Genomic DNA, 25556 nt, shown 5'->3' with positions numbered 1-25556 from the left:
CACGCACCAGCCGCTTGGGGTCCGAGCCCACCAGTGGTGGGCTCGGACCCCAAGCGGTTACCTCGGACACCGCACACCTTGTCCGAGGTCGCCGTTCTGGGCGCGAGCCCACGAGTGGTGGGTTCGGCACGTCTGGCGTCAGGCGATCCGTAGCTCGCCGACGAGTTTCTCGACGCGGGCGCGGATTTCGTCGCGGACCTGGCGGACGACCTCGATCGGCTGCCCTGCGGGGTCTGTGAGTACCCAGTCCTCGTAGCGCTTGCCGGGGAAGACCGGGCAGGCATCCCCACAGCCCATCGTGACGATGACGTCGCTGGTACGGGCGGTGTCGTACTCGAGCAACTGCGGGATGGCGCCGGTGATGTCGATGCCGACTTCGCGCATCGCCTCGACAGCGGTCGGGTTGATCTGGTCGCGAGGCGCCGAGCCGGCCGAACGGACCTCGACAGTGTCGCCGGCCAGGTGGCGAAGCCAGCCGGCGGCCATCTGGGAACGGCCCGCGTTGTGGACGCAGACGAACAGGACGACAGGCTTGCTCACTTGGCTACTCCGGAGGTTGGGATGACGATCTCGTCGGCGGCCCGCGCCGCCTCGGGGTACAAAACAGCGAGCAGCCCGACTCCGACGACGGCACCGATCAACTGCGCAATGATGAAGCCAGGCAGGGATCCGGGCGCGATCCCGGCGAAGGTGTCGCTGAACGCGCGGCCGATACTCACGGCAGGGTTGGCGAACGAGGTCGATGAGGTGAACCAGTACGCCGAGCCGATATAGGCGCCGACGGCAACGGGTGCCAGCGCGGCACGACCGGACGAAGCCAGCGCGAAGATCAGCACGACGAGTCCGGCGGTCGCGACCACCTCGCCCAGCCACAAAGGCCCGGTACTGCGGTCGGTGGTCGCCCAGGACACGGCGGCTTTCGCGTACATGAGGTTGGCGAGCACGGCGCCCACAATGGCACCGGAAATCTGCGCCGGGATGTACGCCGCCAGCTCGCGCAGCGTCAGGCCAGCGCCGGCCCGACGCCCGAGCCACCAGTCGACAGCCGAGACGACCGGGTTGAAGTGCGCGCCGGACACGGGCCCCAACATCAGGATCAGTACTGCGAGTCCTAGTGCAGTCGCGAACGCGTTCTCCAGCAACTGCAGGCCGACGTCATCGGGCGACAAGGCCGAGGCCGCGATCCCTGATCCCACGACGACGGTGACCAGCAGCCCCGTACCGACGGCCTCGGCGACCGCTCGTCGCCATAGCGGCACAACGCTACTCATCGGCCGCGCCTGGTCGTGCTCGACGCCGACGACAGGACGGTCGCCAGCCGGTCGATGCGGTCGGTGAGCTCGCTGTAGGCAGCCTCGAAGGCCGCGTCGTTGTCGACAGCCGCGGGATCGGGCACTGACCAGTGCAGCCGCGGCCGCGCATCGGCCGGGAGGTGCTCGTAGGCGACGTCGCACACCGCGACTATCAGGTCCTCGCGCTCCACGACGTCGTCCACGTGGCTTGTGCGCCAGGCGGCGGGATCCAGTCCGTGCTTACGAGCGACCCGTACTGCTCGCGGGTGCGGTTTTGCCGCGGGCTGGGTGCCGGCCGACAGCGCGGGGATGTGGCTGCGCCGCGACCAGATCGAAGCGGCCAGCTGGGAGCGGGCCGAGTTCTGCGTACACACGAACACCACTCGAGGAGCCTCGGTCAACGACGGCGTGACGACCGACGCCAGAACCTCGGTCGCCAACCGCACGTAGGTACGGCGGCGATCCCCTTCGGACCGCGACCGGATGACCAGCCCGGCATCCTCCAGAACCTTCAGATGATGGGCGATGAGATTGGTAGGCATCTCCAGCACCATCCCGAGCTCCCCCGGCGCGGCATCTCCCGCGACCAGGGTGTCCACAATCGCCAGCCGCGCGGGATCACCAAGCGCCGCGTGAATCCGGGCCCGATCAGCTATGGCCATTCGCTCAGCACTCATTGACTCAATATTCACTGAGCGAACGGCACAATGTCAAGCCGAACGGGTCGCGTTCGGTCAGGCGGGTTGGCGGGGCTTCAGTTGGTTGCTGACGTCAACGACGCCGACGGTGTCCCAGGCATCGTCGCCGGCCGCCCGCTTGGCCAGCCAGGACGACACCTCGCCGCCGAGGATCACCACGGACTGCTTGACATCGACCTGGATGTCGTCGTCCTTGGTGTGCGGGTTCTCCTTCAGCCGCTTCACCACGGTCGACTTGATCTCACGATCGCTGGGATGACCCGGCGGTACCGGACCTTCCCACCAGTTGTAGTAGTACCGGTCCTGTGGGTAGCTCCACGGATCAATCATCGCGACCTCCTCCGAGAGAATGTGCCCGCCGTCAGACGCGGTCGCGGACGCCGTCTACGCCGGCTAGCTGGGCGCAATGAGCGCAGCAGTAGATCGCGGTGTCCTCCTGGATGCCGTGACCGAGCACCCGGCAACCGCAGTGCGCGCAGGTCGGGGCGATCCCGTGGGCCGCGCACTCGAGGCTGTCGAAGACGTGCGAACTCCCGTCCGCGAGGATCACGGTGAAGGCAGCGTCGTACTCGTTGCTGCAGACCTCACACGTTGCCATCGTGTTCTCCCTAGGTCAGATGATCGGGCCCGGCCCCGGTTCGTCTGGGTCGGAGACCGTCTTTGTCGAGCGGGTCCCGAGGGCGATGCCGAGCAGCACCATGCCCGCGGCAAGGCCCAGATGCAGCCACTGGTCGGCCATGTTGACCGGAACGAAGTTCGCAGTACTGTCGTGGTCGATGATCGCGCCGTAGATCCACAACGCCAGGTAAATGATCCCGCCGCCGATCAGGTACCCGCGGGCCGCCGTCGCCGTCCGCGCGAGCACGAGGCCCGCGACACCGAACAGCAGGTGTACGGCGTTGTGCAGCACCGACACCTGGAACGCGCCGAGCAGCATCGCTTCGGATTCGTGCCCGGCAAACGTCATGGTGTCGTAGCCGGTCGTGATACCGGGAACAAACCCCAGGATCCCGAATACCAGGAATCCTGCACCTATCACAGTGGCCACGGTCTGCACCGGGCTTGCCATCCTCATCGTCCTGCTGTGCGCAGCGTGGCTGGTCATCTTCACCACTTCCCTCGTACAGGTGAATAGGTGCCCCGGCCGGAAACAGCTCCGCGAGCCGCCAACCGGACGGCGCACACCACCGGTACCCCGCCGGCGCAAGCACTACGCAGGACGACGGCTTGACCCTGACGTAACGTCAACCCTTGGGGCATGAACTTCTTGGTAGATGACTGGAATCGCTCATGACGGCCGCGGAGCCGGCGATTCGCGTGCAGGGTTTGGAGAAGGCGTACGGGAAGCTCGAGGTACTGCGCGGTGTGGACTTCGACGTCGCACCGGGCAGTATCTTCGCCCTGCTCGGCTCCAACGGAGCGGGCAAGACCACGGTCGTGCGGATCCTGGCGACGCTCCTGAAGGCCGATGCGGGAGCGGCTGTCGTCAACGGATTCGATGTCGCGACGCAACCGTCAGACGTGCGGGAGTCCTTCAGCCTCACCGGGCAGTTCGCGGCCGTCGACGAGATCCTCAGCGGGCGCGAGAACCTCGTACTGGTCGCGAGACTGCGCCACCTCAAGGACCCGGGCGCGATCGCGGATGAGTTGCTGAAGCGTTTCTCCCTGACCGACGCGGGTGCGCGCAAGGTGTCTACGTACTCGGGTGGGATGCGTCGTCGCCTCGACATCGCGATGAGCCTGATCGGGGATCCGCCGGTGGTCTTCCTGGACGAGCCGACGACCGGGCTCGACCCCGAAGCGCGCATCGAGGTGTGGGACACCGTGCGGAGTCTCGCCGGACGCGGTACGACGGTGCTGCTCACGACGCAGTACCTGGAGGAGGCCGAGCAGCTCGCCGACCGGATCGCGATCCTGCACCAGGGCCGGATCATCGTGAACGGCACCCTCGCCGAGCTCAAGCAGCTCCTCCCGCCCGCCAAGGTCGAGTACGTCGAGAAGCAGCCCTCGCTCGAGGATGTCTTCTTCGCGGTCGTTGGCGAAGGCAACGAGTCCGGGCCGAACAGGAAGTAGGGAACAACTATGGCTACGCATTTCTTCGGCGACACCGCCGTCCTCACGGGACGGACCATGCGCCACGTCACGCGCAGCGTCGACACCATCATCACGACCGCGATCATCACGACCGCGATCATGCCGATCGCGATGATGCTGATGTTCGTCTACGTGTTCGGCGGCGCGATCAACACAGGCTCGGTTTCGTATCTGAACTACATGCTGGCCGGCATCCTGCTCATCACCATCGCCTCGGGCGTCGCCTACACCGCGTTCCGGCTGTTCATGGACATGAAGAGCGGGATCTTCGAGCGGTTCCAGTCCATGCCGATCGCACGGTCTGGCGTGCTGTGGGCCCACGTTCTGACCTCGCTCGTGGCCAACGTGATCTCGCTCGTGATCGTCGTGGCCGTCGCTCTCCTGATGGGCTTCCGCTCGGCGGCCGGAGTACCGGCGTGGCTCGCGGTCGCCGGCATCCTGCTCCTGTTCACTCTGGCGCTCACCTGGCTCGCCATCATCCCCGGTCTCACCGCGAAGACCATGGAAGGCGCGAGCGCGTTCTCCTACCCGCTCATCTTCCTGCCGTTCCTCAGCTCGGCCTTCGTGCCCACCGAGACCATGCCTGGCCCGGTGCGGTGGTTCGCCGAGAACCAGCCGGTGACCTCCATCGTCAACACGCTCCGCGCCCTCTTCACCGAGCAGCCGGTCGGCAACGAGATCTGGACCGCCCTCGCCTGGTGCGTCGGCATCCTGGTCGTGGCGTACGTCTTCGCGATGGTCGCCTATCGTCGGAAGATCGCCTGAGGCAGTCTGAGAGTCATGCTCACCATCAGCCAGCTAGCGGGGTACGCCGGGGTGACGGTGCGCGCTGTGCGCCACTACCACCAGATCGGGCTGCTGCCGGAGCCTGAGCGCGACCACTCGGGGTACCGGATCTACGGCGCCACCGCGGTCGTGCGACTCATCCAGATCCACACCCTGGCCGATGCCGGCGTACCGCTGGCCCGCGTACAGGAACTCCTCGACGCCGGCGCGGAGGAGTTCACCGATGGCATTCAGGACATCGACAAGGAACTCCGCGCCGAGATCCGGCGGCTGCAGAACACCCGCAAACGGCTCGCCAGGCTCGCCGCTGGAGACCACCTGGCGCTCCCGCCGAGCGTCGTGGAGTACCTCGACCGGCTGCGTGGTCTCGGCGTCGAGGACCAGTACATCGTTTTGGAGCGGGACGCCTGGATCCTGGTCGCCGCCCAGATTCCGGCTGAGATCGATGCTGTGATGGCGAAGAAGCACGAGGACCTGGACGACCCGGACATGGTGCGGCTCTACCGACTGGCCAGCGACCACCTGGCCAGCGGCGCGGCCGACTCTCCGGTCGACGACCGGCGGGTCGTCGAGGTCGCCGACATCGTGGAGCGCCTGCTGATCCGCGCCGCCAAGGCCGGCGAACTGGGCGACGAAACCATGGACGACCAGGTCGTCGCCTTGCTCGACGCGACCATGATCGAATCCTCACCGCACGCCGAGCGAGTCCTCTCGATCCTGGAGCAACGCGGCTGGAAAGGCTGGACCCGCATCGAACGAGTACCGGCCGACAGGATCAAGTAGTCCGGGAGGCGGTGTCGGATCGGGGCCGAGGTGTTCGTAGCAAGAGTGAGCGTCGCCCACGAGGGCCGACCATACTCAAGGAGGACATCATGACCGCCACCTACACCTTCGACGTCTTCTCCAGCCTCGACGGCTACGGCTCCCACAGTGGCGACTGGGGCGGCTACTGGGGCAAGCAAGGCCCCGAACTGCTCGACCGCCGTCTCGCCTTGTACGCCGAGGAGCAGCGGATGGTCTTCGGAGCCAACACCCACCGGGCGAACGCCGCGATGCTGGCCTCACTCCCCGACGAGGTGCTCGACCCCTGGGTCGCCCGCATGAGGGACCTGCCGGCAACCGTCGTGTCGTCCACCCTCAAAGGCCCCCTCGACTGGCCGGACGCAACCCTCGTCACCGGCGACGCCGTCGACATTGTTGCCCGGCTCAAGGAGGAGTCCGCTGTCCCGTTGCGCTCCCACGGAAGCCTCTCGCTGAACCGGGCACTGATGGCCGCCGGCCTGGTCGACCGTGTCCAGCTCACCGTCTTCCCCGTGATCACCGGTCAAACCGGAGTAGGCCCCATCTTCCACGGCGGAGCCGACTTCGACCTAGAGCTGATCGAGAGCCGAACCCTCGACGGCAACACCCAAGAACTCACCTACCGGCCCACCCTGCACGTCTAGTTCGCCGTACTGCTCGGCACCGCTGCCTCCGCCGCGGTACTGCGCACTCTCAGTGAACTGGTTTGCCGAAGCGACGACACTTTGTTTAATATCTACGTATGTGCGCAGATACGCAGCCACGGAGATACACGCCGGGCGACGAGCAGGTCGCACTCGCCGTAGAGGTCTTCCGGATGTTGTCCGACGCCACCCGCGTCCGGCTGCTGTGGGCACTGCTGGACGGTGAGATGACGGTCAACGACCTGGCCGAAGCGGTCGGTAAGTCGCCGGCCGGGGTCTCGCAGCACCTGGCCAAGCTGCGGCTGGCACGACTCGTCCGGTCCCGGAAGCAGGGAAACCAGGCCTTCTACCGGATCGAGAACTCTCATGCCGGCCAGCTCGTCGAAGACGCGATCTACCACGCCGAGCACTCCAGCGACGGAATTCCCGAACATCACCGGGCGTCCGGCGCCGTGACTCACCTCGACCCAGCCAACGATGCCTGACAGGGCAGGGAACGAAGAGAGTCGATGAGCGGCCCAGAGCACGACCGCGAGCACCCCCACGCACACCAACACGGCCATGGTCACGGCCACCAGGACGACCACGGCGACGGACTGTGGGCGAAGCTCAAGCACGCCCTCGTCCCCCATGCCCATGACTCGAACGAAGCGATCCAGTCCGCTCAGGAAGCCAGCCGGGAAGGCATCCGCGCCGCCTGGATCGGCCTGGCGGGCATGATGATCACCGCGTTGCTCCAGGTCGTCATCGTCTGGGCGTCCGGATCGATCGCCCTCCTCGCAGACACACTGCACAACCTCGGCCACGCAGCCACCACCATCCCGCTGGTGATCGCCTTCAAGATCGGGCAGCGTGCCGCATCGAAGCGCTACCCCTATGGCTATCGACGTGCGGAGGACCTGGTCGGGCTCTTAGTCTCCCTCGTGATCGCCGCCTCGGCCGGCCTCATCATCTGGGAATCGGTCGACGCGCTGGTCGATCCGCGCCCGCTGACCAACCTCGGCTGGGTCTTCGCTGCCGGCATCGTCGGTGCGGCGGGGAACGAGATCGTGGCGATCTACCGCATCCGCGCGGGAAGGCGCATCGGCTCGGCTGCTCTGGTCGCCGAAGGCCAGCACGCCCGGGTCGACGGGTTCACCTCGATCGCCGTCGTACTCGGTGTCGTCGGCGTCTGGCTAGGGTTCGCGCGCGCCGACGCCATCGTCGGGCTGTTCATCGCCGTGGCGATCCTCGGCATCCTGGTCAGCTCGCTGCGGATCACGATCCGCCGGCTGATGGACGGCGTGGACGACGGCGTGATCGACCAGATGACGCACACCGCCCGCACGGCCGAAGGCGTCACCGACGTCGAGACCCTGCGCGCTCGCTGGAGCGGCCACCGCCTGGTGGCCGACGCCGAGATCACCGTCGAGCCGAATCTCTCGGTGGCCGAGGCCCACACCATCGCCGAGACCGTGGAACACCGTCTCCTCCTCGAGACCCCCCACCTGCAAGAGGTGAACGTCCACGTACACCCCGCCGGCGTCACCCATCCCCTGACCAGCAGCCCGGCATGACGCTGTCATTCGCCGGGCCGTTCCGGCCGCCGAGAATCCGTTTGTCCGAGTCCCATCGCATTACTCCTTCGTCGTCACAGTGAGGCAAGTGCCTCGCGAACGGTGATCCGGGATGCGCGTGTCGCGGCTGCCTCGGTAGCCAGTACGGCACCCAGAACAGCGAGCGCGGACCAAATGGCCAGGCCGCTACCGGACACCCGGAACGGCAGCGGGGCTGACATGAACAGGTTTCCCAGGCCATTTCCCAGTACGGCGGTCAACGCGAGGGCGGGCCCGACAGCGAGCAGGCAGCTCGCGACAGCCAGGAAGATCGACTCGGTCAAGACGATGCGGCGGACTACGCGCGGCTTGGCGCCGATCGCGTGCAGTACGCCGAACTCCCGCGTCCGGTCGAGCACGTTCGCCGACGTCGTACTCGCCAATCCGATAATGCCCAGCAGGCCCAGCGGCAAAGCGACGCCGACCAGGACGAGGATCACCGGTCCGGTATGGCCGGTGCCGATCGCCTCACTCCGGCTGATTGACGCGGACGACACCACCTGCACTCCAGCGGCGGCGAGCGCCTGACCGATAGCTTCCGCTGTCCGGGTACGCGCCGCTTCGTCCTTCCCCTGGGTGAAGACGCGCAGCTGGTTCGCTTCGACCGGCCGCCGCGTGGCGGCCGCTAAACCTTCACTCGTGGCGTACGCCGCTGCGTCGCCGCGCTCCTCGACCACGCCGACCACCCGCCAGTCGGTCGTCGTACTGCCCAGGGTGAGCTGTACCGTGTCACCGACCACCAGGCCGGGAATCGTGGTCTTCCGGGTGATCTGATTCAGTACTACGGCGCCTGTCTCGCCGGGCGCCAGCCAGCGGCCTTCCAGCAACTTCCCAGGCGACGCTCCGGCACCGCTCACGGTGATGAGCCGGGTGCTGTCGTGTCCTTGGTCGGGATAGGTCCGAGTGAGCGGGATCCGTCCTGGCGGTGCGACGGCGGCGGGCATGATGTTCAGGCCCGCCACTTTCACCACCTCGGGAACGGATCTCACCAGCGCCGACAGTTCGTTCACCTCCGTAGGCTTGGCGAGCCGTACTTCGACATCCCAGTCGCGCTGCGCGGCTTGCTGGGCGTTGACCGCGTTCGTGCCGGCAATCAACGACAGACCGCTGACGAAGACAGCGCCGGCGCCAGCCAGCAGACCCGCGGACAGCCAGAACCTGGCCGGGCGGCGAAAGGTGTTGCGCAGAGCCATCAGCAATCTGCGGTCGACGGTGCGGAGCCGGCTCAGCCGGGCGACGACGCCGGTCGTGCGGCCGGCCGCACGACCGGTACCGCTGTGATCCATCGCAGCTCGCACCGTGATCCGGCTTGCCTTCACCAGCGGGACGAGGGCGATCAACGGTGGCAGGCCGACGCCCACTCCGATGGTGCCGGCCGTTGCCCACCAGGGCGGGGCCACGCTGGCCGGCTGGACGCCGAGCATGTCCAGCAGCATTTGCAGGAAGATCCGGCCGATCAGCATCGCCGGGCCGAACGCGATCAGCGTCGCCGCGGTGGAGATCAGCAGCGTCAACGCGAGATACCCCCGGCTGATCCGGGCCGATCCCGCGCCGATCGCCTTAAGGATCCCGATCTGCGGGATCTGCTGGGTGAAGAGGTTGTTCAGCATCGACGCGACCAGGATCGCGCTGAGCAGCAAAGCCGCCGCCGCACCGACCAGCAGGGTGACGAGCAGGAGATCGGCCTGCCACTGATGCGGATGCGCGAAAGGTTCCGGGACCTGGATCTCCGCGACCTGTGCGCCGTACTGACGCTGCACGAACTCGCCGACGTCCTCGGCGGCTGCGGCGACCCGATCGCGGTCACGGCTCGGGAGCGTCCCGCCGGGATCGGCGACCTGGATCTTCAGCTGATCGAGGACGGCCGGATCACCCGCTCCTACCATCGTCGCCAGGGACACGTAGGCGCGGCCACGCTGTTCCTGCGGCGACGGGGCGAGACTCGGATCGTAGACGGTTCCCGCGATCCGCAGGCTGGCTGTCCGGCCATTCGGCAGCCGAAGCCGGATCGGGTCGCCGACAGCCGCGCCGAGCAGCGACAGCGAGTCGCGTCCGATCCGTACTTCTCCCGGTGCCGGCGGCCAAGCGGGTCCCCCGAGGTCGAACTTCGCCAAGCGCATCGGGTCGTCGGGTGCGGCGACGAACACCTGCATCGGGTAGGGACGCGCGCTGCCCGCTATGGCCGCCTCCGTGTCGAACTGAGCCCGGCCGGCCGACGCGATCACTCCCGGCCGGCTCCGAGCGGCAGCCACGACGGCGGACATCGTGCTGGTGCCCAGACCTGTACGGAACACGAGCGTGGCCGAGGCCGGTTCGGTCGCCGCGTAGGCGCCGCCGGTCTCGCGGCCGATCGCACTCCAGGCGAACAGCATCCCGCCGAAGACCGTCAGGCTGACCGTGAGGGCGACGACCATCAAGACGAAGCGGGACCATCCGGCTCGGACGTCGCGCCGCAGTTTGCGCGACAACAACCCGCTCATCGGGCCACTCCCGCGGCATCGACATCGCTGACCACAAGGCCGTCCCGCAGCGTGATCTCACGGCTCACCAGGGAGCGGATGTCGGTCTGATGAGTGACGACGACGATGGTGCGCCCCTCCTGGTTCAGTTCCGCGAAGAGCCGGAGTACGGCGTCGGCTGTTGCCGAGTCCAGATTTCCGGTCGGCTCGTCGGCCAGTACCAGCGGAGGATCGTTCGCCAGCGCCCGCGCGATCGCCGCACGCTGCTGCTGGCCACCCGACAGTGCCATCGGCAACTTGTCCACCTGGTCCCCGATGCCAACCCGATCGAGAAGCTCCCGGGCCCGCTCGTACCGCTCCGCGGAGGTGAGCCGGGATGCGAAGTCCATCGGAAGCATGACGTTCTCCAGCACTGTCAGCGTCGGCAGCAACTGGAAGAACTGGAACACCAACCCGACGCTCGCTCCGCGCCAGACCGCGAGGTCGGACTCCGACAACGTCCCCAGCTCAGTCCCGGCGACCCGAACCGTGCCGGTGGTGGGTCGGTCGATACCGGCAAGCAGGTTCAGTAGCGTCGTCTTCCCGCTGCCAGACCTGCCGACCACGGCGACGAACTCACCGGCCGCCACCTGAACGTCAACCGATCGCAGTGCGACGAAGTCGCCCGCGCTGGTGTGGTAGCTCTTGCCGACGGCACTCAGCCTGATCGCTTCCGACCCCTTCTCGCTCCCGATCACGACAACCTCACCCATGTCGCTGCGGGCCGTGTCCGTCTCCGCCGCCGGCGAGCGCCGCAACGACGAGGAGCAGACCCACGATCGCCACGACAGCGAGGACGATCATCAGCCACCGCCGCGATCGGTCGCGCGTCTCTCGCCCGGGAGGTGGAGCATTCATCAGCGGGTCCTTCCACGAAGTGGTGTTGTCCGGCCAGATTCACCTGGTCCGGCCGTCGCCCGAATCGCCTCGCAGGGGGATCCTTCGCTCTCCCCCCTGAGTCGACGAACATCCCCCTGCGGGGTGACGCCGGTTCTGCTCAGCCCTGGTTAAGCTCGACAGACGATGACCGGCCTGACCGCGCACCGCAGGTTGCCCGTGAGCCCATGGGTTCCGTGGGCGATAGATCTCGCCGTCGCGACGATCGCGGCAACCCTCGCCCTGATCCAGCTGCAGCACGGCGTCGGCCCATCCACTCGACCCGTCGAGCTCGGCACGTGGCATCTCGTCCTGCTGGCCGGCTCGACGCTGCCGCTGTCGATGTGGCGCCGGTCCCCCATCGGTGTCTTCGTGGTGACGGCGGCGTTCAGCGCACTGCTCGCCGCCACGGGCCGAGGGATCGAGCTCAACCCCGGACCAGCCGCCGCCCTGTTCCTCGTGGCGACGAGCCGGACTCCGCAGGTTCGCTGGACCAGATCGACCACCGCGGTCACCGTGCTGCTCCTGACGCCCTTCCTGGTCGCCACTGGGCTAGCACAGCAGAAGGTGCCGACGAGCGAACTGCTGCACAGCGGACTGCTCTGGGCCGCTGCCTGGTTCGCCGGCGATCGGCACCGGCTGCGCCGCGAGCAGCTCGACGAGCTTCGCGATCGCGCGGGCCGGATCGCGCAGGACGCGGCCCGCGAGCGGATGCTGGCCGTCGCCGAGGAACGGGCCCGGATCGCCCGTGACCTGCACGATTCCGCCGGTCACGCGATCACGTTGATCGCAGTACGAGCCGGTGCTGCACGCCTGCGCCATCCGGACGATCCTGGCCGCTCCCTGGCTGCGCTGCGGTCCATCGAGGAACTCGCGCGACAGACGGCGGCCGAGATTGATCAGACCGTGCGCTCGTTACGCACCGCCGAGGGAGGCGCCCTCGAGCCGGCCGGCGGCGTCGCACAGTTGGGCGAACTGGTGGAACGGTCCGCCCGGCCGGTGCGGCTGCGGCAGACCGGTGAGCCGCGGCGCTTGCCACCAGCAACCGATCGGGCGGCGTACCGGATCGCTCAGGAGGCCCTCACCAACGCCACCAAGCACGGCACCGGGGCCGCTCAGCTGTTGGTGGCCTATGGCAACGAGATCGTCGAGCTCGTGGTCACCAACCCGATCAGCCCAGGGCGCCGGGAGACCCGTTCGACCGGCGGGCACGGCTTGATCGGTATGCGCGAGCGAGCTGAGCTTGCGGGCGGTACCCTGGTCACCCGGCGTACCGCGGATGTGTTCGAACTGAGGATCTGCCTGCCGATCGGGGATCCCGCGGAATGACCCGAGTACTGATCGCTGACGACGAGGATCTGATGCGTGCCGGCCTGGCCGAGCTTCTCACCGCCGATCCCACGATCGAAATCGCCGGCCAGGCGGCGACCGGTCGTCAAGCGATCGATCTGGCCGTGACCGTCGCACCGGACGTCGTACTGATGGACGTCCGCATGCCCGGCACCGACGGCATCACCGCCACCCGCGAAGTCCTGCGCCTCGCACCCGAGACCAAGGTCTTGATCCTCACGACGTTCGAGCACGACGAGTACGTCTTCAGCGCCCTGCGCGCAGGCGCATCCGGCTTCCTGGTCAAGCGAAGCCGGCCCGAAGATCTCATCGCCGCCGTGCACGCGGTTCATGCCGGCGACGCTCTGCTGTCCCCCTCGGTGACCAGATTGCTGATCGACCATGTCGCCGGCTCACCAGCACTTGCCGATTCCACGGCCATCGACCGGCTCGCCGCCTTGACGCCCCGCGAGCGAGAGGTGTTCACCCAGGTCGCCCGCGGACTCACCAACCGCGAGATCGCCGCCGAGCTCGTCGTTGAGGAGTCCACCATCCGCACTCACGTCAAGCGTCTGCTGATGAAGCTCGGCCTCCGCGACCGCATCCAGGTCGTCATTCTCGCCTACGAGTCCGGCCTCGTCCGCCCCTCGAACCAGGAGAGGTCCTAGGTCGCGGACGGCCCTACCGGACGGAGACGTGAGCCGGGCGATCAGCTGACCGGCGATGCTTCGTGGAGACGGCGAAGCTTGGCGTTATAGGCCTCCAGCGCGGCGTCGCCGTCGCGGGTCGCCTGGCGGTCGAGGCGCGCGCAGTAAGACGTGGCCACGGGTCGACGCGCAGGACCGGCCCGAAGAACACCAGCCCTACCAGCAGGAAGTGGATCAGCATCAACTGGTGGCCGGGAGAGCGCGGAGGGCGAGGGTGACGGGTGCACCCAGCAACAACAGGATCGGCGTCAGCATCGAGAGCACCATGTGCTGGGCCATGTGGACGCTGAACAGCATCATGCCCAGCTTCCCGACGCCAGTGCAGGACATCGCCAGAAGCGTCAGCAGGGCGGCGAACCAGCTGATGATCCGGCCGACCGGCCACTGCACGCCGTTCCTTCGCAGCACGGCGACACCAATCGCATAGGCACCGGTCAGCACCAGGACCACGGCGAGCCATCCTGCCGGTGATCCAGGCCTGGATGGCCCTGTACGTCGCCATCGTCGGCGTCGGCGCCATGGTGTTCGGCGACCGGTGGCTCTCGTCGGCCGATCCGTTCGAGGTCTACGCGACCCTGATGGCGAGACTGTCGCCATTCGGACGCCGGGTCGACGGCGCATCATGGTCGCCTACACCGTCGGAGGTCTCGCCCTGCTCTTCGCGGAGTGAGGCAGCTTTGTCTCCACCCAGCTTGATCACGGCTGCGAGCGGCCGGCGGCCATCACGACGCTGGTCATGCACTCGGGCAGGCTGTCGCCCGCCGCGACCTCAGCTTAGCGATCGTGGCTACCCGGATCGCGTCGTACCGGTCCTGCTCGTTCGCGTAGGGCATCTTCCTCCGCCTTCTCCTCCAGGACGCTCCTGTCGTCCCGTTCGCTCGAGGAGTTTAGATGTCGCGGGGTTCTGAGCCCGGGCAGCCGCGCCACCCATCGCGCAACATTGGGTTGCGGATCGCCGGCGCGACTACTACAGTCATGCGCAACCGTTGGTTGCTTATTGGAGGTCTGTAGTGGAGTTCGGAAAGCTGGAGCGCGAGATCCGAATCGACGCGGCACCGGAGATCGTGTTCGACGTGGTGAGTCGTCCCGAGCACATCAAGATGTGGTGGCCCGATGACGCGTCGTTCGAGCCCGTACCAGGCTCGGTCGGCGAAGTGGTGTGGGGTGACCGCGCCGCGGTGGAGGTGATCAAGGTCGTCGACATGGATCCGCCCCGCAAGTTCACGTTCCGCTGGGTCGCTCCTGCTGGTCAGGTGCCCGATGCAGGCAACTCTCTTCTCGTCACCTTCGAGCTCGAGCCTTCCGGCGACGGCACGATTCTGCGCCTGACCGAGAGCGGCTTCCGGGAGAAGGGCTGGGAGGCCGCAGTACTCGAGGATGCCTTCCACGACCACGAGCGCGGCTGGGACCTGTTCCTGCCCAGGCTGCAGACCTACGCTCCTTCCGTGGTGCCGCGATGACCGTTGCCGTCGACGACGAACTCTGGTCGGCGATCGGCGACCCGATCAGGCGTCGCCTGCTCGACCTGCTGCTCGCGGAAGGAGTCGGTACTCCGACCAGCCTCAGCGACTGTCTCCCGATCACGCGCCAGGCGGTCACGAAGCACCTGGGCGTCCTCGATCGCGCCGGCCTCGTGCACGCGACCCCGATGGGACGCGAGCGGCGGTACGAGGTCGACGAGGCGCAACTCGCCCGCGCCGTACGCCAACTGAATGAGGTCGGCAAGACCTGGGATACGCGGCTGAACCGCATCAAGCGCCTGGCGGAACAGATCCAGCGTCAGACGAAGAATCAATCACCTTTGGGGAACACAGATGAGTGAGCTACTGCTCAGCGACAAGAACGCTGTCATCTATGGCGGCGGGGGCGCTATCGGCGGCGCGATCGCACGAGTATTCGCCCGGGAAGGCGCGAGGGTCTTCATCGCCGGGCGGACGCAGGCGAAACTCGACGCCGTGGCGGATGAGATCGCCGCCACGGGCGGAAAGGTCGAGACCGCGCAAGTCGACGTACTCGATCAGCAGGCGGTCGAAAAGCACGCCGAAGCGGTCGCGGCGACGGCCGGCAGTATCGACATCGCCGTGAACGCCGTGAGTGTGATGCACGACCAGGGAACCTTCCTGGCGGACCTCTCGCTGGAGGAGTTCATGCGTCCGGTCGATGGCTTTCTGCGGACGCTGTTCATCACCAGCAAGGCGGTAGCGCGGCACATGGGCGGCGACCGTCCTGGCGTCATCCTGACTTTGTCCGAGCCGGGTTCCAAGCTGGCTGTCGGCGGCATCTTGGGACATAGCGTGAGCGCGGCCGGCAAGGAGGCCTTCTCGCGAGTACTGGCCGCCGAACTGGCACCTCGCAACATCCGAGTGATCGGCATCCGTCCGCACGCTGTCGTCGATGCGCCGGCAGCGGGTTCCTACACCAGTGACCTCTTCGAGCCAATGGCTGCAGGCGCCGGGCAGTCTGTCCAGGAGTTCCTCGAAGGTGGGATGGCGCAGGGGACGCTGCTCAAGCGGCTGCCTACGCTCACCGAAGTCGCGGAGACGGCCGCGTTCCTGGCCTCGGACCGAGCTGGAGTCATGACCGGAACGATCGCCAATCTGTCCGCCGGCGCACTGGTTGACTGAGGCCCCTATGTCTGATCAAGCCGACAAGGCCAAGCTGCTTCGTTCCCTGCACATCCCGGGCGACCCGCTGGTACTGCCGAACGCCTGGGACGTGGGCAGCGCCCGCGCCGTCGTCGACGCAGGCTTCCCGGTGATCGCGACCGCGAGCAACGCGATCTCCGCCGCTCTGGGCTACGACGACGGCGAGGGCGCCCCGAGCGACGAGATGCTGTACGTCGCTCAACGCATCGCAGCCTCTGTCGACGTACCGGTCACCGTCGACGCCGAGGCCGGCTACGGGATGCCGGCCGAGGAGCTGGCCGAACTCCTGATCGACATCGGAGCAGTCGGCTGCAACATCGAGGACACGGATCACGCCAACGGCGGCCTACTCGACGTCGACGTACGCGCCACCTACATCACCAAAATGCGTGCAGCCGCCGACCGCATCGGCGTACCGCTGGTCATCAACGCCCGAATCGACTCCTTCTTCCACACCTCTCCCCTACCCGAGAACCAGCAGCGCCCCGACGCAATCACCAGAGCCAAGGCCTACTGGTCAGCCGGCGCAGACTGCATCTTCCCTCCCGGAGCCACCCCGAACGACCTCCGCGCCATCCTCACCGAGGTCGACGCACCGGTAAACGCAGGCTTTCCCCTGAAGGGCGGCTCGCTGTCCAAGCTCCGCGCACTAGGCGTAGCCCGGGTCTCCGTCGGTCCTCAGCTGTACCGCAGCGCCCTCGACCACCTACACACCGACCTCCAGACGCTCCTCGAGGCGCGGAAGTAGAGGGCGGCCGTGGGAGGTGTGTTGCTCACCTCCCACGGCCACCTCAGTACGCCGTCAGCCGAGGCAGACCTTGACCGCGTTGGCCAGGCTCGACGCCCGTGGCTCGCCGACCCGGAACGACCAGAGGTTCATCACGTAACCGAATCCGACACCGGCATCGGGGTCCGCGAAGCCGATCGATCCGCCGGAGCCCGGGTGGCCGAACGACTTCGGGCCGAGCATCGGCTGCGGCGGGCAGGACCGCCAGAACCCGAGCGACATGTAGAAGGAGCGGTCAGCCGGGAGGTCCAGCCCCGGCGGCAGCCCGTGCATCCGCGTCTTGTCGGTCTGTACCTCGATCGCCCGCTCGACCGTCGCCGGCTCCAGCAGCCGGATGCCGTCGACATCGCTCACCGTGGCGGCGTACATCCGCGCCACCGAACGCGCGTCGGCGACCATGTTCGCGGCCGGAACCTCGGCCGCACGCCAAGCACGCTTGGTGAAGTAGTCCGAGGTCGGGTCGAAGGCGCCGCCAAGTGTGGCAGCGCTGGCCTGGACAGAACCCTCACCCCACACCGAGGTCATCCATTGGTTGACCGTGTCCGCGTCCAGCCGGGTGGTCTCGAGGATGCCTTCGGTCATCTCCTCCAGGGTGAACGGAGCGGCGTACTCGATCCGCGCCACCTTCTCTTCCTGCTCCTCGGGCAACCCGATCCAGGCCTGCAGACCGAGCGGCCCAGCCACCTCGTCAGCGAAGAAGGTGCCGAGCGACTTCCCCGAGATACGGCGTACGACCTCACCGACCAGGTAGCCATACGTCATGGCGTGGTAGACGTGCTCGGTTCCCGGCTGCCACAACGGCTTCTGCGCCTCGAGCGCCCGGATCACCGGATCCCACTCGTACGCCTCCTCGAGCGTCAACGGTCCATCGACAACCGGCAGACCGGCCTGGTGCGAAAGCAACCAACGCACCGGAATCTGCTCCTTGCCCCCAGCACCAAACTCCGGCCAGTACTTGACCACCGGCGCATCCAGATCCAACTCACCGCGCTGCGCCAGCATGTGCGCGCAGATCGCGGTGGCACCCTTGGTCGTGGATGCGACCTGGGCGATGGTGTCCTCGTTCCACGGCCGCTTGGCCTCTGTGTCGGCGAAGCCACCCCACAGGTCGACGACCGGCCGCCCTCCTTCGTAGACGCAACACGACGCGCCCGCCTCACCGGGGTTTCCGTCGAAGTTCGCCCGGAACGCATCCGCGACCTTCCCCCAGCCGTCCTCAACGTGTCCCTGCACGGTTGCACCACTCGTTGTGTTCATGCCGACAACCATCGCCAACCGTCCTGACACCACCCAGTCACCGCGCTGACACGGCACCCGCCTCCTTAACCCCGGGCTAGACCAGAATGAACGCCATGCGGAAACTCATCGTTCAGCAAGTGGGCCGCAGCATCGTCAATAGCGATCGACTTGATCGGAAACCATTGCTTTTCTCAATGCACCGTCGCGCCATAGCGTCATTGATATGACGACGCACCCGACTCCCGAGCAGCTCTCCAGCCCCCGCGGCACACCCCTGACAACGCTCAGTTGCGCGGTCACCGCGCCCGGGCCTGAGGTCGACTTGGTTCTCGAAGGCACCGCCCACCTCATCCGGAACGCAGCCCAACTACAGCAGGTCGCGGACCTCTTTCCAGCGAAGTACCCGTGGTGGCGCCCGATCGTCAAAGACGGCGAGTTCTACGACCCGGGCGACGCCACCGACCACCGGCACGTCTACTCCGTAGAGCCGGCGCAGGTATTTGCCTTCGGCAAGGAATCCGGCTTCATCGCGACCCGCTGGCGCCCCTAGCTGCGACCGAAAGGAACACACCTCATGGAAACAATGACCACGACCGAATGGCGATCCTTCGTCACCACAGGAACGAAGCTCGCCCACATAGCCCTCACCCGCGCCGACGGGCGCCCCCACGTCACCCCGGTCTGCTTCACCCTCGACGGCGACGAACTCGCCTTCGCCCTCTCCCCCGGCAGCGTCAAAGGCAACAGCCTCGCCCGCGACCAACGCATCGCGGTCTGCGTCAGCGACGACCAGCAACCCTACGGCTTCGTGACCATCGAGGGCCACGCACGAGTCTCCGCCGACCCAGACCAGCTCAAACACGTCGCCACAGCCATCGCCGACCGCTACTACCCCACCCACCCCGCAGAAGCCATCGCCGAATCATTCGCCCAGGAAGGCTTCACCGCAGTCCACATCACCATCACCAACGTAATAGCCCGCTCCGGCCTCGGCTGACACCATCCATACCCGGGCCACGGCGCTCGGGCTGATGAATCTCCAGTCCAGGCCAGCCCCAGAGCTGCCGGCACATTTTGATCAGCTGACAACGGCGCTGGATCCCGCTCTGTCCTGGCGGATCACTCCGACTGTCTGGCCGGCGGGCAGTTCGCGGTCGCCACGGGATGGACGACGGCTGCCGCGCACCTGGACCACCACATCGGGTGGCAACAGCCCAAACCGCAGCCACCGTCGCGCAAGCCCACCTCGCCCTCGGCGACGCGCCCGCGGCCGCCCAGTGGTTCGAGGACAGCTTGGCGATCGCCCGCAACGTCTACCCCTACATCGAGGCACGGGCCCTCGTCGGCCTCGCCACCGCACGCCTCACCACCAACGACCCAACCTCAGCAACCCAGTCCGCCCAACAGGGAAGCGTTTGCTAGCCGGTGACAGGTCTGCGCGAGCGTCCGGACCATACCGGTTTTGCCAGGTAGTTGCCTAGGGCAACTATAAATGCTCGTGACGAGATTTCGAGACGATTGAGTCCGATCAACGGTTTCAACCCGCTGGCCCGAGGGTAGGTCGGGTAGGTCGGAGGACTGGACTCGGGGCCTGAATTGGGAGGGAACCCTTGTCAACGCACCACCTGTCGGCTCGAGCTGCCGACGACCCGGAGCATATGGCCCCCACTGATGGTCCGTCCGCTTCCCTCGAGGAGCCGCCGTTCCGAGCCGGATAGCGAAGCCCGATGGACGCGTACGCCCTGCAACGCAGCTGGGACCAGGTCACGAAGCACGGAGATCAGGTGCCGCTGTACTTCTACTCGCACATCTTCGTGTCTCATCCCGAGGTGCGGACGATGTTCCCGCTGTCCATGTCCAACCAGCGGGACAAGTTCGTCAGCGCACTCGGCAGAATCGTCAGCCACGCCGACCAGATCGAGCATGATGCGGACTTCCTGCAGCACCTCGGCCGCGACCACCGCAAGTACGCCGTCGTAGCCGAGCACTACAACGCGGTCGGCGCCTCGCTGTGCGCGACCCTGATGCATTTCCTGGGGTCCGAGTGGGACGAGGAGCTCGCCGCGCACTGGACGGCGGCGTACCAGGTCGTCGCGCGGATCATGGTCGAGGCGGCGGAGACGTCATCGGAGTCCAGCCCTGATTGGTGGGACGCCGACGTGATCTCTGCCGAGCGGCGGACCATGGACCTCACGCTGCTGACTGTCCGGCCGAGGCGGGCGTTCCAGTTCCTCCCCGGCCAGTCGGTGTCCGTGGAGATCCCGCAACGCCCCCGGCAGTGGCGGTACTTCAGCCCGGCCAACGCCCCACGTCCGGACGGCTCCATCGATCTGCACGTGCAACAGATCGACGGCGGCCAGGTGAGCCCGACCGTGGTGCGGTCTCTGAAGGCCGGCGACACCGTGAAGCTGGGGGCGCCGGTCGGCGAGCGGCTGACTCTGCGGGAAGGCCACGCGAGGGAGTTGCTGTTGGTCGCCGGCGGTACTGGTCTAGCTCCGCTTCTGGCCGTCCTCGAACAGATCGACCACGAATGGCAACGGTCGGGCACTGGGCCTCTGGTCCATCTGCTCCACGGCGTCCGGATGCCCTGGCACCTCTACGACCGCCCGCGGCTGCGAGAACTGGCCCAGAAGCGGCCATGGTTCGACTACACGGAAGTCGTGTCCGACGACCCGTCCTATCCCGGGACGCGCGGGAAGGTCGGCACGGTCGCAGCCCGGCAACTGCTGCACGGGCGTACGGCGATGGTGTGCGGTGGTCCGCAGATGGTCGCGCACACGCTGGAGCAGCTGGCCGCGGCCGGTATGCATCCCGAGCACATCAAGTACGAGCACTTCTACTACGCAGCCGCGGGCGAGCACGCCGTCGGGCCGGCGCGACCAGGTCAGGAGACAGCAAGTGACGATCAACAACCAACGCCGCCACGACTCTCCGCAGCAAACACCCCAGTCGATCAGGGACAAGGCGTTCCAACGGCGGATGCGCGGCCTCGACGCGGGCAAGGTCTACGAGTACCTCGATCTGCTGGCTGACCAGGTGCAGGCCACCCAGAGACAGCTCGGCGAGAGCTGGGCAAAGAACGAACGTCTCCAGGCCGAGCTGCAGCGCGGGCGGGCGGAGTTGCAGCGCGTGCAGGCGGAACTGGACCAGCACGAGCAGGCCGGCGACCGCGTGAACGAACAGGTCGTCCAAATGTTCAGCCAAGCACAGCTCGTGGTCGAGGAGATGGTTCAGGACGTCAGCAAGGACGCCCGCGAGCGCATCGGTCAGGCGCGTGAACACGAGCGCAGGATTGTCGCGGAGGCTATGGACACGGCCGGGCAGCAGGTTCGCTCGTACGCACAAACAGCCCAGGCGCAGATGCAGTCGATCGTGAACTCGTTCGCCACCGAGGTCGACCAGCTCGGGAGCACGCCTCAGTCCGGCAAGCCGGGGTCCGCAGCGCCCCATCGGACCGACCCCTTGCACGACGACTTGAGCGACCGGCAGCTCCGCTTCCGAAACGGGAGCGGTCCGGATTCCCCGGGCTCGGACTGACCGGTGACCGTCGTAGTACTGAGCCTGGCAATCCTCTTCCTGGTCGCTCGGATCTGCGCCTGCCACATCGTTGCGGTCCACGCCGGAGAACAGCTTCTCCAGGTCGGCGACAGGCCGTCGGGCAGGACCGGCCGTCGGGCGTCACCAGGTCCCGGGAGGATCCGGGCGAGGCCTGTACATCCGGTGAGCCGGCCAGTCCCCGAGCCGATCCCCGGGAGCGTCGACACCGACACGGTTCGGGCCGCGGCCAAGGAGTTCCTCGAGCTCTTTCAAGCCGAGAACCCCAAGGCCGGACGGATGGGGGCGCGGGTCGCCGCGGTGATGCGCGAGATCGACATGACCGGAACCTACTGGCACACCGCCGAGGAGCTGGCCTTCGGCGCCCGCGTCGCCTGGCGCAACAACGCACGGTGCATCGGTCGGCTGTACTGGCGCAGCCTGCAGGTGCGCGACCTGCGAACCGTCTCGGACGCCGGCGGCGTTGCCGGGCACTGCTTCGAGCATCTACGCGCGGCTCACAACGGCGGACAGATCCGGCCGATGATCAGCGTCTTCGCTCCCGAGACCCCATTCCGGCCTGCCCCCAGGATCTGGAACGAGCAACTCGTCCGGTACGCCGGGTACGAGCAACCCAACGGGCGTGTCCTCGGCGATCCCCGCTACCGAAGTTTCACCAGCGAACTGATCCAGCGCGGGTGGCGGCCGCCCGAACTCCCGGGAGCGTTCGACGTGCTCCCGCTCGTAGTGGAGACAGTCGAGGAGGGACCGCAGCTGTTCCAGCTCCCCGCACAGGCGGTACACGAGGTCCCACTCGAGCACCCTGAGCTGGCCTGGTTCGCCGACTTGGACATGCGGTGGCACGCGGTCCCGGTCATCAGCAACAACCGGCTGGTCATCGGCGGTGTCTCCTACCCGGCTGCACCCTTCAACGGTTGGTACCTGGGCACGGAGATCGGTGCCCGCAACCTAGGCGACAGTGACCGCTACGCCCTGGTCCCGGAGGTTGCAGAACGGATGGGGCTGGACACCTCGGACGAGGCGACCCTGTGGCGAGACCAGGCCTTGGTCGAGATCAACCGCGCGGTACTGCACTCGTTCCGCGTGAGCGGCGTGACCATCACCGACCACCACACCGAGTCCCGCAGGTTCCTCATCCACCTGGAGAGGGAGGAGCGCGCAGGCCGCCGCTGCCCCGCCGACTGGACCTGGATCGTGCCACCGATGTCCAGCTCGCAAACCCCGGTCTTCCACCGCTACTACGACGCCCAGAACCTTGTCCCAAACTTCTTCGCCGACCCAGACGCCATCCACCGAGCCCTCCAGGGCGGCCCACCCGCCTTCCTTTGACCCACCGAGACGCCCCCAACGACTCTTAGCGAGAGCACTAGTCTTCGGGCTATGACTTTGCACCCCGGCGTCCAGCCGGCCGTGAATCGCCGGCCCCTGCTGTGGATCGCCATCGCCTGTTTCGCAGTGGGCCTTGTTGTGAGCGGAATCTTCATGTCGCGATTGGCGACGGTGATGCCGCACGAACCGGTGCCGCTCGGAGACGGCGTGATCCGGCTGAACCATGACGGCCTGACCATCTCGACAACCGCGCTCGGCCAGACACCGAGTTGCCAGGCCAAGGACGCCACCGGCGCCGACATCCCCCTGAAGGCCCCGCTAAAACGCGAGAACTACTCCGTGAGCGGCCCGAGCTACTACGTCATCGCCCACTCCAAGTCCGCCGTCCCACCCCAGACCGTCACAGTCACCTGCACCAACGCCGACAAAACCATCCCGTACTACGTAGGCGATCGCGCCGCCGTCGACAAGATGTTCCCCGTGATCGCACGCGCCGTCGGAATATTCGCCCTGGCCAGTCTGCTCAGCATCACGCTGATCATCATCGACGTGACCCGCCGCCGCCAAGCCCGCTAAACCCCAACCCACCGTTGCTTGCTTACAGCAACGGCGGCCATCCATAGCGAGCCGCGACGGCGGCAGGACCGCCTACAGAACGACCTCCTCACCTGCGACGCGGCGCAGAACTGACTCTCGCCAGCAGTGTCCAGCTCGTCAGGCCTGCTTGTAGACGCTGACCTCGGCGAGGGACAAGGGCCCGCTCTGGTTCTCGAGTTGGACGCGGACGTACCGGCCGGAGGCGCCGCCGAAGTTGAGGGTAGTGGGAGTACCGGCGGTACCGGCCTGGCGTTTGGCGCTGACTCCGGGGCCGGTGCGGGCGGTGGCCAGGTCCTGGGCGGTGATGGGGTTGTCGGAGATCATCACCCAGAAGTCGCTGAGGCGGGACCCGAAACCGCCATCGGTTCGGTTGTAGACCTCGACGTCGCCGATCGGGGCCGAAGCACCGAGATCGACCTGCCACCAGGCTTCCTTGGCGTCGACGGTGGTGTGGGTGACGGAGTTGTTGAAGTAGGTGCCGTCGGTGTTGCCATCGACGGCTCGGGCGGCGTCGCCGTCGTAGTCGGTGGAGATCTGGGTGGCCGGCTTGTTCAGGGCCAGGTTGCCCGGACGCACAGGATCGGCGATCAACTCGGCGCCCAGGTACTCGTGCGACAGCGGGTCGCGGTACTTGACGTGGACCAGTTCCACCGGTCCGGCGGCGATGTCGAGTCCGGTCAGGTTGAGGTCGACCTGGCCGTCGCTCCTGACCGTGAACGGAACAGCTTGGCCCTTGGGTGTCTTCACCCAGACCACCGGGTTGTTCAGATTCGGCACCGTCAGGAGATTCTTGTCCCTGGCCGGCCGCTTGAACAAGAACACGTTCATCGTGGCGTCCTTGAAAGTGGTCGCCGCGAGACCGCTCGGCCGGATCGGTCCACCGCGCGTGCCGTAGATCGCCGCACCGTAAGACTTCATCCACTGACCGACCTCGGCCAGCCGCTCGCGCTGCGGCTTGTCCACTTCGCCCGAGGGCTTGGGCCCCACGTTGAACAGGAGGTTCCCGTCGCCGGTCGCCGTCGAGATCACCGTCTTGACGATCGTCTCCAGAGACTTCACCGACTCGTTCGGCCGCCAGGACCACTGGTCCCCGATGGTGATGCACGACTCCCAGGCCCTCGCCACGTCGAACGACCCGACCCGCTGCTCAGGGGTCGAGTAGTCACCGGCCAGCGTCGGTTGCGGATCCGCCCAGTTGAGCGCGTAGCCGCGATTGTTGACCAGCAGCCCGGGCTGGAGGTTGCGTGGTACCGAGTGGAGCGTCGGCGGCCGGTACACACTCAGGTCGGTGGGCGCGATCCCGTCGTACCAGAGGAAGGAGATGTCGCCGTAGTCGCTCATCAGCTGCTTCAGATGGCTCATCATGTAGTCGTAGTAGCTAGCGTGCTTGCCGGCGACGACCAGAGGATTCGTCCAGTCCCAACCGGAGTAGTAGAGCCCGAACTCGATCCCGCGGGAGCGGCAGGCGATCGCGACCTCGTCGACCAGATCACGCTTGGACTTCCCCAGTGGAGTAGTCGCGAGGTCCGGATAGAACGAGTCCGCGATGTTCCTGGCCCGGAACATCGGGAATCCGTCATGGTGCTTGCTGGTCAGGACCAGGTACTTCATCCCGGCAGACACGGCGACATCGGCCAGGTCCTCGGCCCACCCCTTCGCCGGCAGGAACGACTTGTACGCCACGTCGTACACCGGATCGAACAATTTGGTCGGATCGTTGTACGGCGCGGTCTCGTTCGGCTTGCCGGCCCGATACGCCTGCCGACCCCAGCCGGTCTCCCGACCGGTCAGGCTGGCCGGCCCGAAGTGCACGAACAAGCCAAAACGCAGTCGTGCCAGAGCCTCCTGCGCATCCACCCGCTGCCCGGTCGCGGCGGACCCGCTCGCGACCGGCGCGGCGTGGGCCTGAGTGGCAGTCGAGCCGAGCAAAGTGGCGGCGACACCGATCGCGGGCGCGCCCAGAATGATCGAACGGCGCCGTAAGCCCTCGGCGGGAGAATCAGGTTTCGGCATCGGAGTGGCCTTTCAGTCGCTGACGGCGAGTCACCCGAAAATCGGATACGATATTGGAAATTAGAAGCTGC

The 25556-nt window shown here is 66.9% G+C and carries 32 protein-coding genes; 19 read left to right on the top strand and 13 right to left on the bottom strand.

Going from position 1 to position 25556, the window contains the following annotated elements; all coding sequences use genetic code 11:
• Window positions 1-138 precede the first annotated feature (138 nt).
• From A3ES_RS0139645 to A3ES_RS50075, 6 genes are read right to left on the bottom strand one after another with little or no spacing between them, the layout of a single operon-like run.
• On the bottom strand, window positions 139-540 hold the full coding sequence (locus tag A3ES_RS0139645; protein WP_020392399.1) for an arsenate reductase ArsC: 402 nt from the start codon (window positions 538-540) through the stop codon (window positions 139-141).
• Window positions 537-1271, bottom strand: a complete 735-nt coding sequence (locus A3ES_RS0139640) for an aquaporin (protein ID WP_026163620.1) — start codon at window positions 1269-1271, stop codon at window positions 537-539. Before A3ES_RS0139640 ends, A3ES_RS0139645 begins: the two co-directional genes overlap by 4 nt.
• On the bottom strand, window positions 1268-1969 hold the full coding sequence (locus A3ES_RS0139635; RefSeq protein ID WP_026163619.1) for an arsenate reductase/protein-tyrosine-phosphatase family protein: 702 nt from the start codon (window positions 1967-1969) through the stop codon (window positions 1268-1270). Before A3ES_RS0139635 ends, A3ES_RS0139640 begins: the two co-directional genes overlap by 4 nt.
• A 57-nt stretch (window positions 1970-2026) precedes the next feature.
• The gene (locus tag A3ES_RS50080; RefSeq protein WP_020392396.1) at window positions 2027-2320 is read right to left on the bottom strand and encodes a BON domain-containing protein; all 294 of its coding nucleotides are present in this window, start codon (window positions 2318-2320) and stop codon (window positions 2027-2029) included.
• A gap of 31 nt (window positions 2321-2351) precedes the next feature.
• Window positions 2352-2588, bottom strand: coding sequence for a hypothetical protein (locus A3ES_RS0139625; protein WP_020392395.1), 237 nt, complete (start codon window positions 2586-2588; stop codon window positions 2352-2354).
• Window positions 2589-2603: 15 nt separating this feature from the next.
• Window positions 2604-3059 (bottom strand): DUF4383 domain-containing protein, encoded by a 456-nt coding sequence (locus A3ES_RS50075; RefSeq protein ID WP_237745182.1) that lies wholly within the window; start codon window positions 3057-3059, stop codon window positions 2604-2606.
• Window positions 3060-3280: 221 nt separating this feature from the next.
• Between A3ES_RS50075 and A3ES_RS0139615 the strand changes: the two genes are divergently transcribed.
• The 6 genes from A3ES_RS0139615 (at window position 3281) to A3ES_RS0139590 (ending at window position 7871) form a co-directional block, all read left to right on the top strand.
• Window positions 3281-4063 carry an ABC transporter ATP-binding protein gene (locus A3ES_RS0139615; protein WP_020392393.1) on the top strand — a complete coding sequence of 261 codons (783 nt, stop codon included), beginning with the start codon at window positions 3281-3283 and terminating at the stop codon, window positions 4061-4063.
• 9 nt (window positions 4064-4072) lie between these two features.
• On the top strand, window positions 4073-4849 hold the full coding sequence (locus A3ES_RS0139610; protein WP_020392392.1) for an ABC transporter permease: 777 nt from the start codon (window positions 4073-4075) through the stop codon (window positions 4847-4849).
• A 15-nt stretch (window positions 4850-4864) separates the two neighbouring features.
• On the top strand, window positions 4865-5653 hold the full coding sequence (locus A3ES_RS0139605) for a MerR family transcriptional regulator (protein WP_020392391.1): 789 nt from the start codon (window positions 4865-4867) through the stop codon (window positions 5651-5653).
• Between the two features lie 89 nt (window positions 5654-5742).
• Window positions 5743-6315: a dihydrofolate reductase family protein gene (locus A3ES_RS0139600; RefSeq protein ID WP_020392390.1), complete on the top strand. Its 573-nt coding sequence runs from the start codon at window positions 5743-5745 to the stop codon at window positions 6313-6315.
• Window positions 6316-6413: 98 nt separating this feature from the next.
• Window positions 6414-6800: an ArsR/SmtB family transcription factor gene (locus tag A3ES_RS0139595; protein ID WP_063746045.1), complete on the top strand. Its 387-nt coding sequence runs from the start codon at window positions 6414-6416 to the stop codon at window positions 6798-6800.
• A 24-nt stretch (window positions 6801-6824) separates the two neighbouring features.
• Window positions 6825-7871 (top strand): cation diffusion facilitator family transporter, encoded by a 1047-nt coding sequence (locus tag A3ES_RS0139590; RefSeq protein ID WP_020392388.1) that lies wholly within the window; start codon window positions 6825-6827, stop codon window positions 7869-7871.
• Window positions 7872-7945: 74 nt separating this feature from the next.
• On the opposite strand, the gene A3ES_RS0139585 is transcribed toward A3ES_RS0139590, so the two are convergent.
• Genes A3ES_RS0139585 through A3ES_RS54650 form a run of 3 tightly spaced genes read right to left on the bottom strand, consistent with a single transcriptional unit; the run spans window position 7946 to window position 11266 of the window.
• The gene (locus A3ES_RS0139585) at window positions 7946-10390 is read right to left on the bottom strand and encodes an FtsX-like permease family protein (protein ID WP_020392387.1); all 2445 of its coding nucleotides are present in this window, start codon (window positions 10388-10390) and stop codon (window positions 7946-7948) included.
• The gene (locus A3ES_RS0139580; RefSeq protein ID WP_020392386.1) at window positions 10387-11121 is read right to left on the bottom strand and encodes an ABC transporter ATP-binding protein; all 735 of its coding nucleotides are present in this window, start codon (window positions 11119-11121) and stop codon (window positions 10387-10389) included. The genes A3ES_RS0139585 and A3ES_RS0139580 overlap by 4 nt, the downstream gene beginning before the upstream one ends.
• On the bottom strand, window positions 11114-11266 hold the full coding sequence (locus A3ES_RS54650; protein WP_020392385.1) for a hypothetical protein: 153 nt from the start codon (window positions 11264-11266) through the stop codon (window positions 11114-11116). The genes A3ES_RS0139580 and A3ES_RS54650 overlap by 8 nt, the downstream gene beginning before the upstream one ends.
• Before the next feature lie 165 nt (window positions 11267-11431).
• On the opposite strand from A3ES_RS54650, the gene A3ES_RS50070 reads away from it, so the two are divergent.
• Both A3ES_RS50070 and A3ES_RS0139570 read left to right on the top strand, forming a co-directional pair.
• Window positions 11432-12613 carry a sensor histidine kinase gene (locus tag A3ES_RS50070; RefSeq protein WP_020392384.1) on the top strand — a complete coding sequence of 394 codons (1182 nt, stop codon included), beginning with the start codon at window positions 11432-11434 and terminating at the stop codon, window positions 12611-12613.
• A complete protein-coding gene (locus A3ES_RS0139570; protein ID WP_020392383.1) occupies window positions 12610-13281 on the top strand; it encodes a response regulator in 672 nt (223 codons plus the stop codon). Before A3ES_RS50070 ends, A3ES_RS0139570 begins: the two co-directional genes overlap by 4 nt.
• A gap of 219 nt (window positions 13282-13500) precedes the next feature.
• Here A3ES_RS0139570 and A3ES_RS55775 read toward each other — a convergent pair whose 3' ends face one another.
• Window positions 13501-13770 carry a cytochrome c oxidase assembly protein gene (locus A3ES_RS55775; protein ID WP_020392382.1) on the bottom strand — a complete coding sequence of 90 codons (270 nt, stop codon included), beginning with the start codon at window positions 13768-13770 and terminating at the stop codon, window positions 13501-13503.
• Between the two features lie 115 nt (window positions 13771-13885).
• Window positions 13886-14062, bottom strand: coding sequence for a hypothetical protein (locus A3ES_RS55290; RefSeq protein ID WP_020392381.1), 177 nt, complete (start codon window positions 14060-14062; stop codon window positions 13886-13888).
• Between the two features lie 268 nt (window positions 14063-14330).
• Between A3ES_RS55290 and A3ES_RS0139555 the strand changes: the two genes are divergently transcribed.
• The 4 genes from A3ES_RS0139555 to A3ES_RS0139540 are packed head-to-tail and all read left to right on the top strand — an operon-like array spanning window position 14331 to window position 16713.
• Entirely contained in the window at window positions 14331-14780 is a 450-nt protein-coding gene (locus A3ES_RS0139555; RefSeq protein WP_020392380.1) for an SRPBCC family protein, read from the top strand.
• Entirely contained in the window at window positions 14777-15142 is a 366-nt protein-coding gene (locus tag A3ES_RS0139550) for an ArsR/SmtB family transcription factor (RefSeq protein WP_020392379.1), read from the top strand. Before A3ES_RS0139555 ends, A3ES_RS0139550 begins: the two co-directional genes overlap by 4 nt.
• Window positions 15135-15944, top strand: a complete 810-nt coding sequence (locus tag A3ES_RS0139545) for an SDR family NAD(P)-dependent oxidoreductase (protein ID WP_020392378.1) — start codon at window positions 15135-15137, stop codon at window positions 15942-15944. The genes A3ES_RS0139550 and A3ES_RS0139545 overlap by 8 nt, the downstream gene beginning before the upstream one ends.
• A gap of 7 nt (window positions 15945-15951) precedes the next feature.
• Window positions 15952-16713, top strand: coding sequence for an isocitrate lyase/PEP mutase family protein (locus A3ES_RS0139540; protein ID WP_020392377.1), 762 nt, complete (start codon window positions 15952-15954; stop codon window positions 16711-16713).
• A 54-nt stretch (window positions 16714-16767) separates the two neighbouring features.
• On the opposite strand, the gene A3ES_RS0139535 is transcribed toward A3ES_RS0139540, so the two are convergent.
• A complete protein-coding gene (locus tag A3ES_RS0139535; RefSeq protein ID WP_040456683.1) occupies window positions 16768-18009 on the bottom strand; it encodes an EstA family serine hydrolase in 1242 nt (413 codons plus the stop codon).
• Window positions 18010-18214: 205 nt separating this feature from the next.
• Between A3ES_RS0139535 and A3ES_RS50065 the strand changes: the two genes are divergently transcribed.
• From A3ES_RS50065 to A3ES_RS0139500, 7 genes are all read left to right on the top strand, one after another.
• Window positions 18215-18541 carry a hypothetical protein gene (locus tag A3ES_RS50065; RefSeq protein ID WP_020392375.1) on the top strand — a complete coding sequence of 109 codons (327 nt, stop codon included), beginning with the start codon at window positions 18215-18217 and terminating at the stop codon, window positions 18539-18541.
• 24 nt (window positions 18542-18565) lie between these two features.
• Window positions 18566-18988: a PPOX class F420-dependent oxidoreductase gene (locus A3ES_RS0139525; RefSeq protein WP_026163617.1), complete on the top strand. Its 423-nt coding sequence runs from the start codon at window positions 18566-18568 to the stop codon at window positions 18986-18988.
• 206 nt (window positions 18989-19194) lie between these two features.
• Window positions 19195-19413 (top strand): hypothetical protein, encoded by a 219-nt coding sequence (locus tag A3ES_RS0139520; protein WP_020392373.1) that lies wholly within the window; start codon window positions 19195-19197, stop codon window positions 19411-19413.
• Window positions 19414-19718: 305 nt separating this feature from the next.
• The gene (locus A3ES_RS0139515; protein ID WP_020392372.1) at window positions 19719-21023 is read left to right on the top strand and encodes a globin domain-containing protein; all 1305 of its coding nucleotides are present in this window, start codon (window positions 19719-19721) and stop codon (window positions 21021-21023) included.
• Window positions 20971-21528: a hypothetical protein gene (locus A3ES_RS0139510; RefSeq protein WP_020392371.1), complete on the top strand. Its 558-nt coding sequence runs from the start codon at window positions 20971-20973 to the stop codon at window positions 21526-21528. The genes A3ES_RS0139515 and A3ES_RS0139510 overlap by 53 nt, the downstream gene beginning before the upstream one ends.
• A 183-nt stretch (window positions 21529-21711) precedes the next feature.
• Window positions 21712-22875: a nitric oxide synthase oxygenase gene (locus A3ES_RS0139505; protein WP_020392370.1), complete on the top strand. Its 1164-nt coding sequence runs from the start codon at window positions 21712-21714 to the stop codon at window positions 22873-22875.
• Window positions 22876-22926: 51 nt separating this feature from the next.
• Window positions 22927-23451 (top strand): hypothetical protein, encoded by a 525-nt coding sequence (locus A3ES_RS0139500; protein WP_020392369.1) that lies wholly within the window; start codon window positions 22927-22929, stop codon window positions 23449-23451.
• Between the two features lie 138 nt (window positions 23452-23589).
• Here the strand turns inward: A3ES_RS0139500 and A3ES_RS0139495 are convergent, their stop codons facing one another.
• The gene (locus A3ES_RS0139495; RefSeq protein ID WP_020392368.1) at window positions 23590-25485 is read right to left on the bottom strand and encodes an alpha-L-fucosidase; all 1896 of its coding nucleotides are present in this window, start codon (window positions 25483-25485) and stop codon (window positions 23590-23592) included.
• Window positions 25486-25556 lie beyond the last annotated feature (71 nt).

The organism is Kribbella catacumbae DSM 19601 (genome assembly GCF_000372465.1).
Classification (GTDB): Bacteria; Actinomycetota; Actinomycetes; order Propionibacteriales; family Kribbellaceae; genus Kribbella; species Kribbella catacumbae.
This window is presented reverse-complemented; position numbering and strand designations above follow the sequence as displayed.

Bases quoted from the DNA above. Each gene is read 5' to 3' on its own strand.
- A3ES_RS0139640 (WP_026163620.1), bottom strand. From the start codon at position 1,271: ATGAGTAGCGTTGTGCCGCTATGGCGACGAGCGGTCGCCGAGGCCGTC.
- A3ES_RS0139635 (WP_026163619.1), bottom strand. From the start codon at position 1,969: ATGAGTGCTGAGCGAATGGCCATAGCTGATCGGGCCCGGATTCACGCG.
- A3ES_RS50080 (WP_020392396.1), bottom strand. From the start codon at position 2,320: ATGATTGATCCGTGGAGCTACCCACAGGACCGGTACTACTACAACTGG.
- A3ES_RS0139625 (WP_020392395.1), bottom strand. From the start codon at position 2,588: ATGGCAACGTGTGAGGTCTGCAGCAACGAGTACGACGCTGCCTTCACC.
- A3ES_RS50075 (WP_237745182.1), bottom strand. From the start codon at position 3,059: ATGGCAAGCCCGGTGCAGACCGTGGCCACTGTGATAGGTGCAGGATTC.
- A3ES_RS0139615 (WP_020392393.1), top strand. From the start codon at position 3,281: ATGACGGCCGCGGAGCCGGCGATTCGCGTGCAGGGTTTGGAGAAGGCG.
- A3ES_RS0139610 (WP_020392392.1), top strand. From the start codon at position 4,073: ATGGCTACGCATTTCTTCGGCGACACCGCCGTCCTCACGGGACGGACC.
- A3ES_RS0139605 (WP_020392391.1), top strand. From the start codon at position 4,865: ATGCTCACCATCAGCCAGCTAGCGGGGTACGCCGGGGTGACGGTGCGC.
- A3ES_RS0139600 (WP_020392390.1), top strand. From the start codon at position 5,743: ATGACCGCCACCTACACCTTCGACGTCTTCTCCAGCCTCGACGGCTAC.
- A3ES_RS0139595 (WP_063746045.1), top strand. From the start codon at position 6,414: ATGTGCGCAGATACGCAGCCACGGAGATACACGCCGGGCGACGAGCAG.
- A3ES_RS0139590 (WP_020392388.1), top strand. From the start codon at position 6,825: ATGAGCGGCCCAGAGCACGACCGCGAGCACCCCCACGCACACCAACAC.
- A3ES_RS0139585 (WP_020392387.1), bottom strand. From the start codon at position 10,390: ATGAGCGGGTTGTTGTCGCGCAAACTGCGGCGCGACGTCCGAGCCGGA.
- A3ES_RS0139580 (WP_020392386.1), bottom strand. From the start codon at position 11,121: ATGGGTGAGGTTGTCGTGATCGGGAGCGAGAAGGGGTCGGAAGCGATC.
- A3ES_RS54650 (WP_020392385.1), bottom strand. From the start codon at position 11,266: ATGAATGCTCCACCTCCCGGGCGAGAGACGCGCGACCGATCGCGGCGG.
- A3ES_RS50070 (WP_020392384.1), top strand. From the start codon at position 11,432: ATGACCGGCCTGACCGCGCACCGCAGGTTGCCCGTGAGCCCATGGGTT.
- A3ES_RS0139570 (WP_020392383.1), top strand. From the start codon at position 12,610: ATGACCCGAGTACTGATCGCTGACGACGAGGATCTGATGCGTGCCGGC.
- A3ES_RS0139550 (WP_020392379.1), top strand. From the start codon at position 14,777: ATGACCGTTGCCGTCGACGACGAACTCTGGTCGGCGATCGGCGACCCG.
- A3ES_RS0139545 (WP_020392378.1), top strand. From the start codon at position 15,135: ATGAGTGAGCTACTGCTCAGCGACAAGAACGCTGTCATCTATGGCGGC.
- A3ES_RS0139540 (WP_020392377.1), top strand. From the start codon at position 15,952: ATGTCTGATCAAGCCGACAAGGCCAAGCTGCTTCGTTCCCTGCACATC.
- A3ES_RS0139535 (WP_040456683.1), bottom strand. From the start codon at position 18,009: ATGAACACAACGAGTGGTGCAACCGTGCAGGGACACGTTGAGGACGGC.
- A3ES_RS50065 (WP_020392375.1), top strand. From the start codon at position 18,215: ATGACGACGCACCCGACTCCCGAGCAGCTCTCCAGCCCCCGCGGCACA.
- A3ES_RS0139525 (WP_026163617.1), top strand. From the start codon at position 18,566: ATGGAAACAATGACCACGACCGAATGGCGATCCTTCGTCACCACAGGA.
- A3ES_RS0139515 (WP_020392372.1), top strand. From the start codon at position 19,719: ATGGACGCGTACGCCCTGCAACGCAGCTGGGACCAGGTCACGAAGCAC.
- A3ES_RS0139510 (WP_020392371.1), top strand. From the start codon at position 20,971: ATGCGCGGCCTCGACGCGGGCAAGGTCTACGAGTACCTCGATCTGCTG.
- A3ES_RS0139500 (WP_020392369.1), top strand. From the start codon at position 22,927: ATGACTTTGCACCCCGGCGTCCAGCCGGCCGTGAATCGCCGGCCCCTG.
- A3ES_RS0139495 (WP_020392368.1), bottom strand. From the start codon at position 25,485: ATGCCGAAACCTGATTCTCCCGCCGAGGGCTTACGGCGCCGTTCGATC.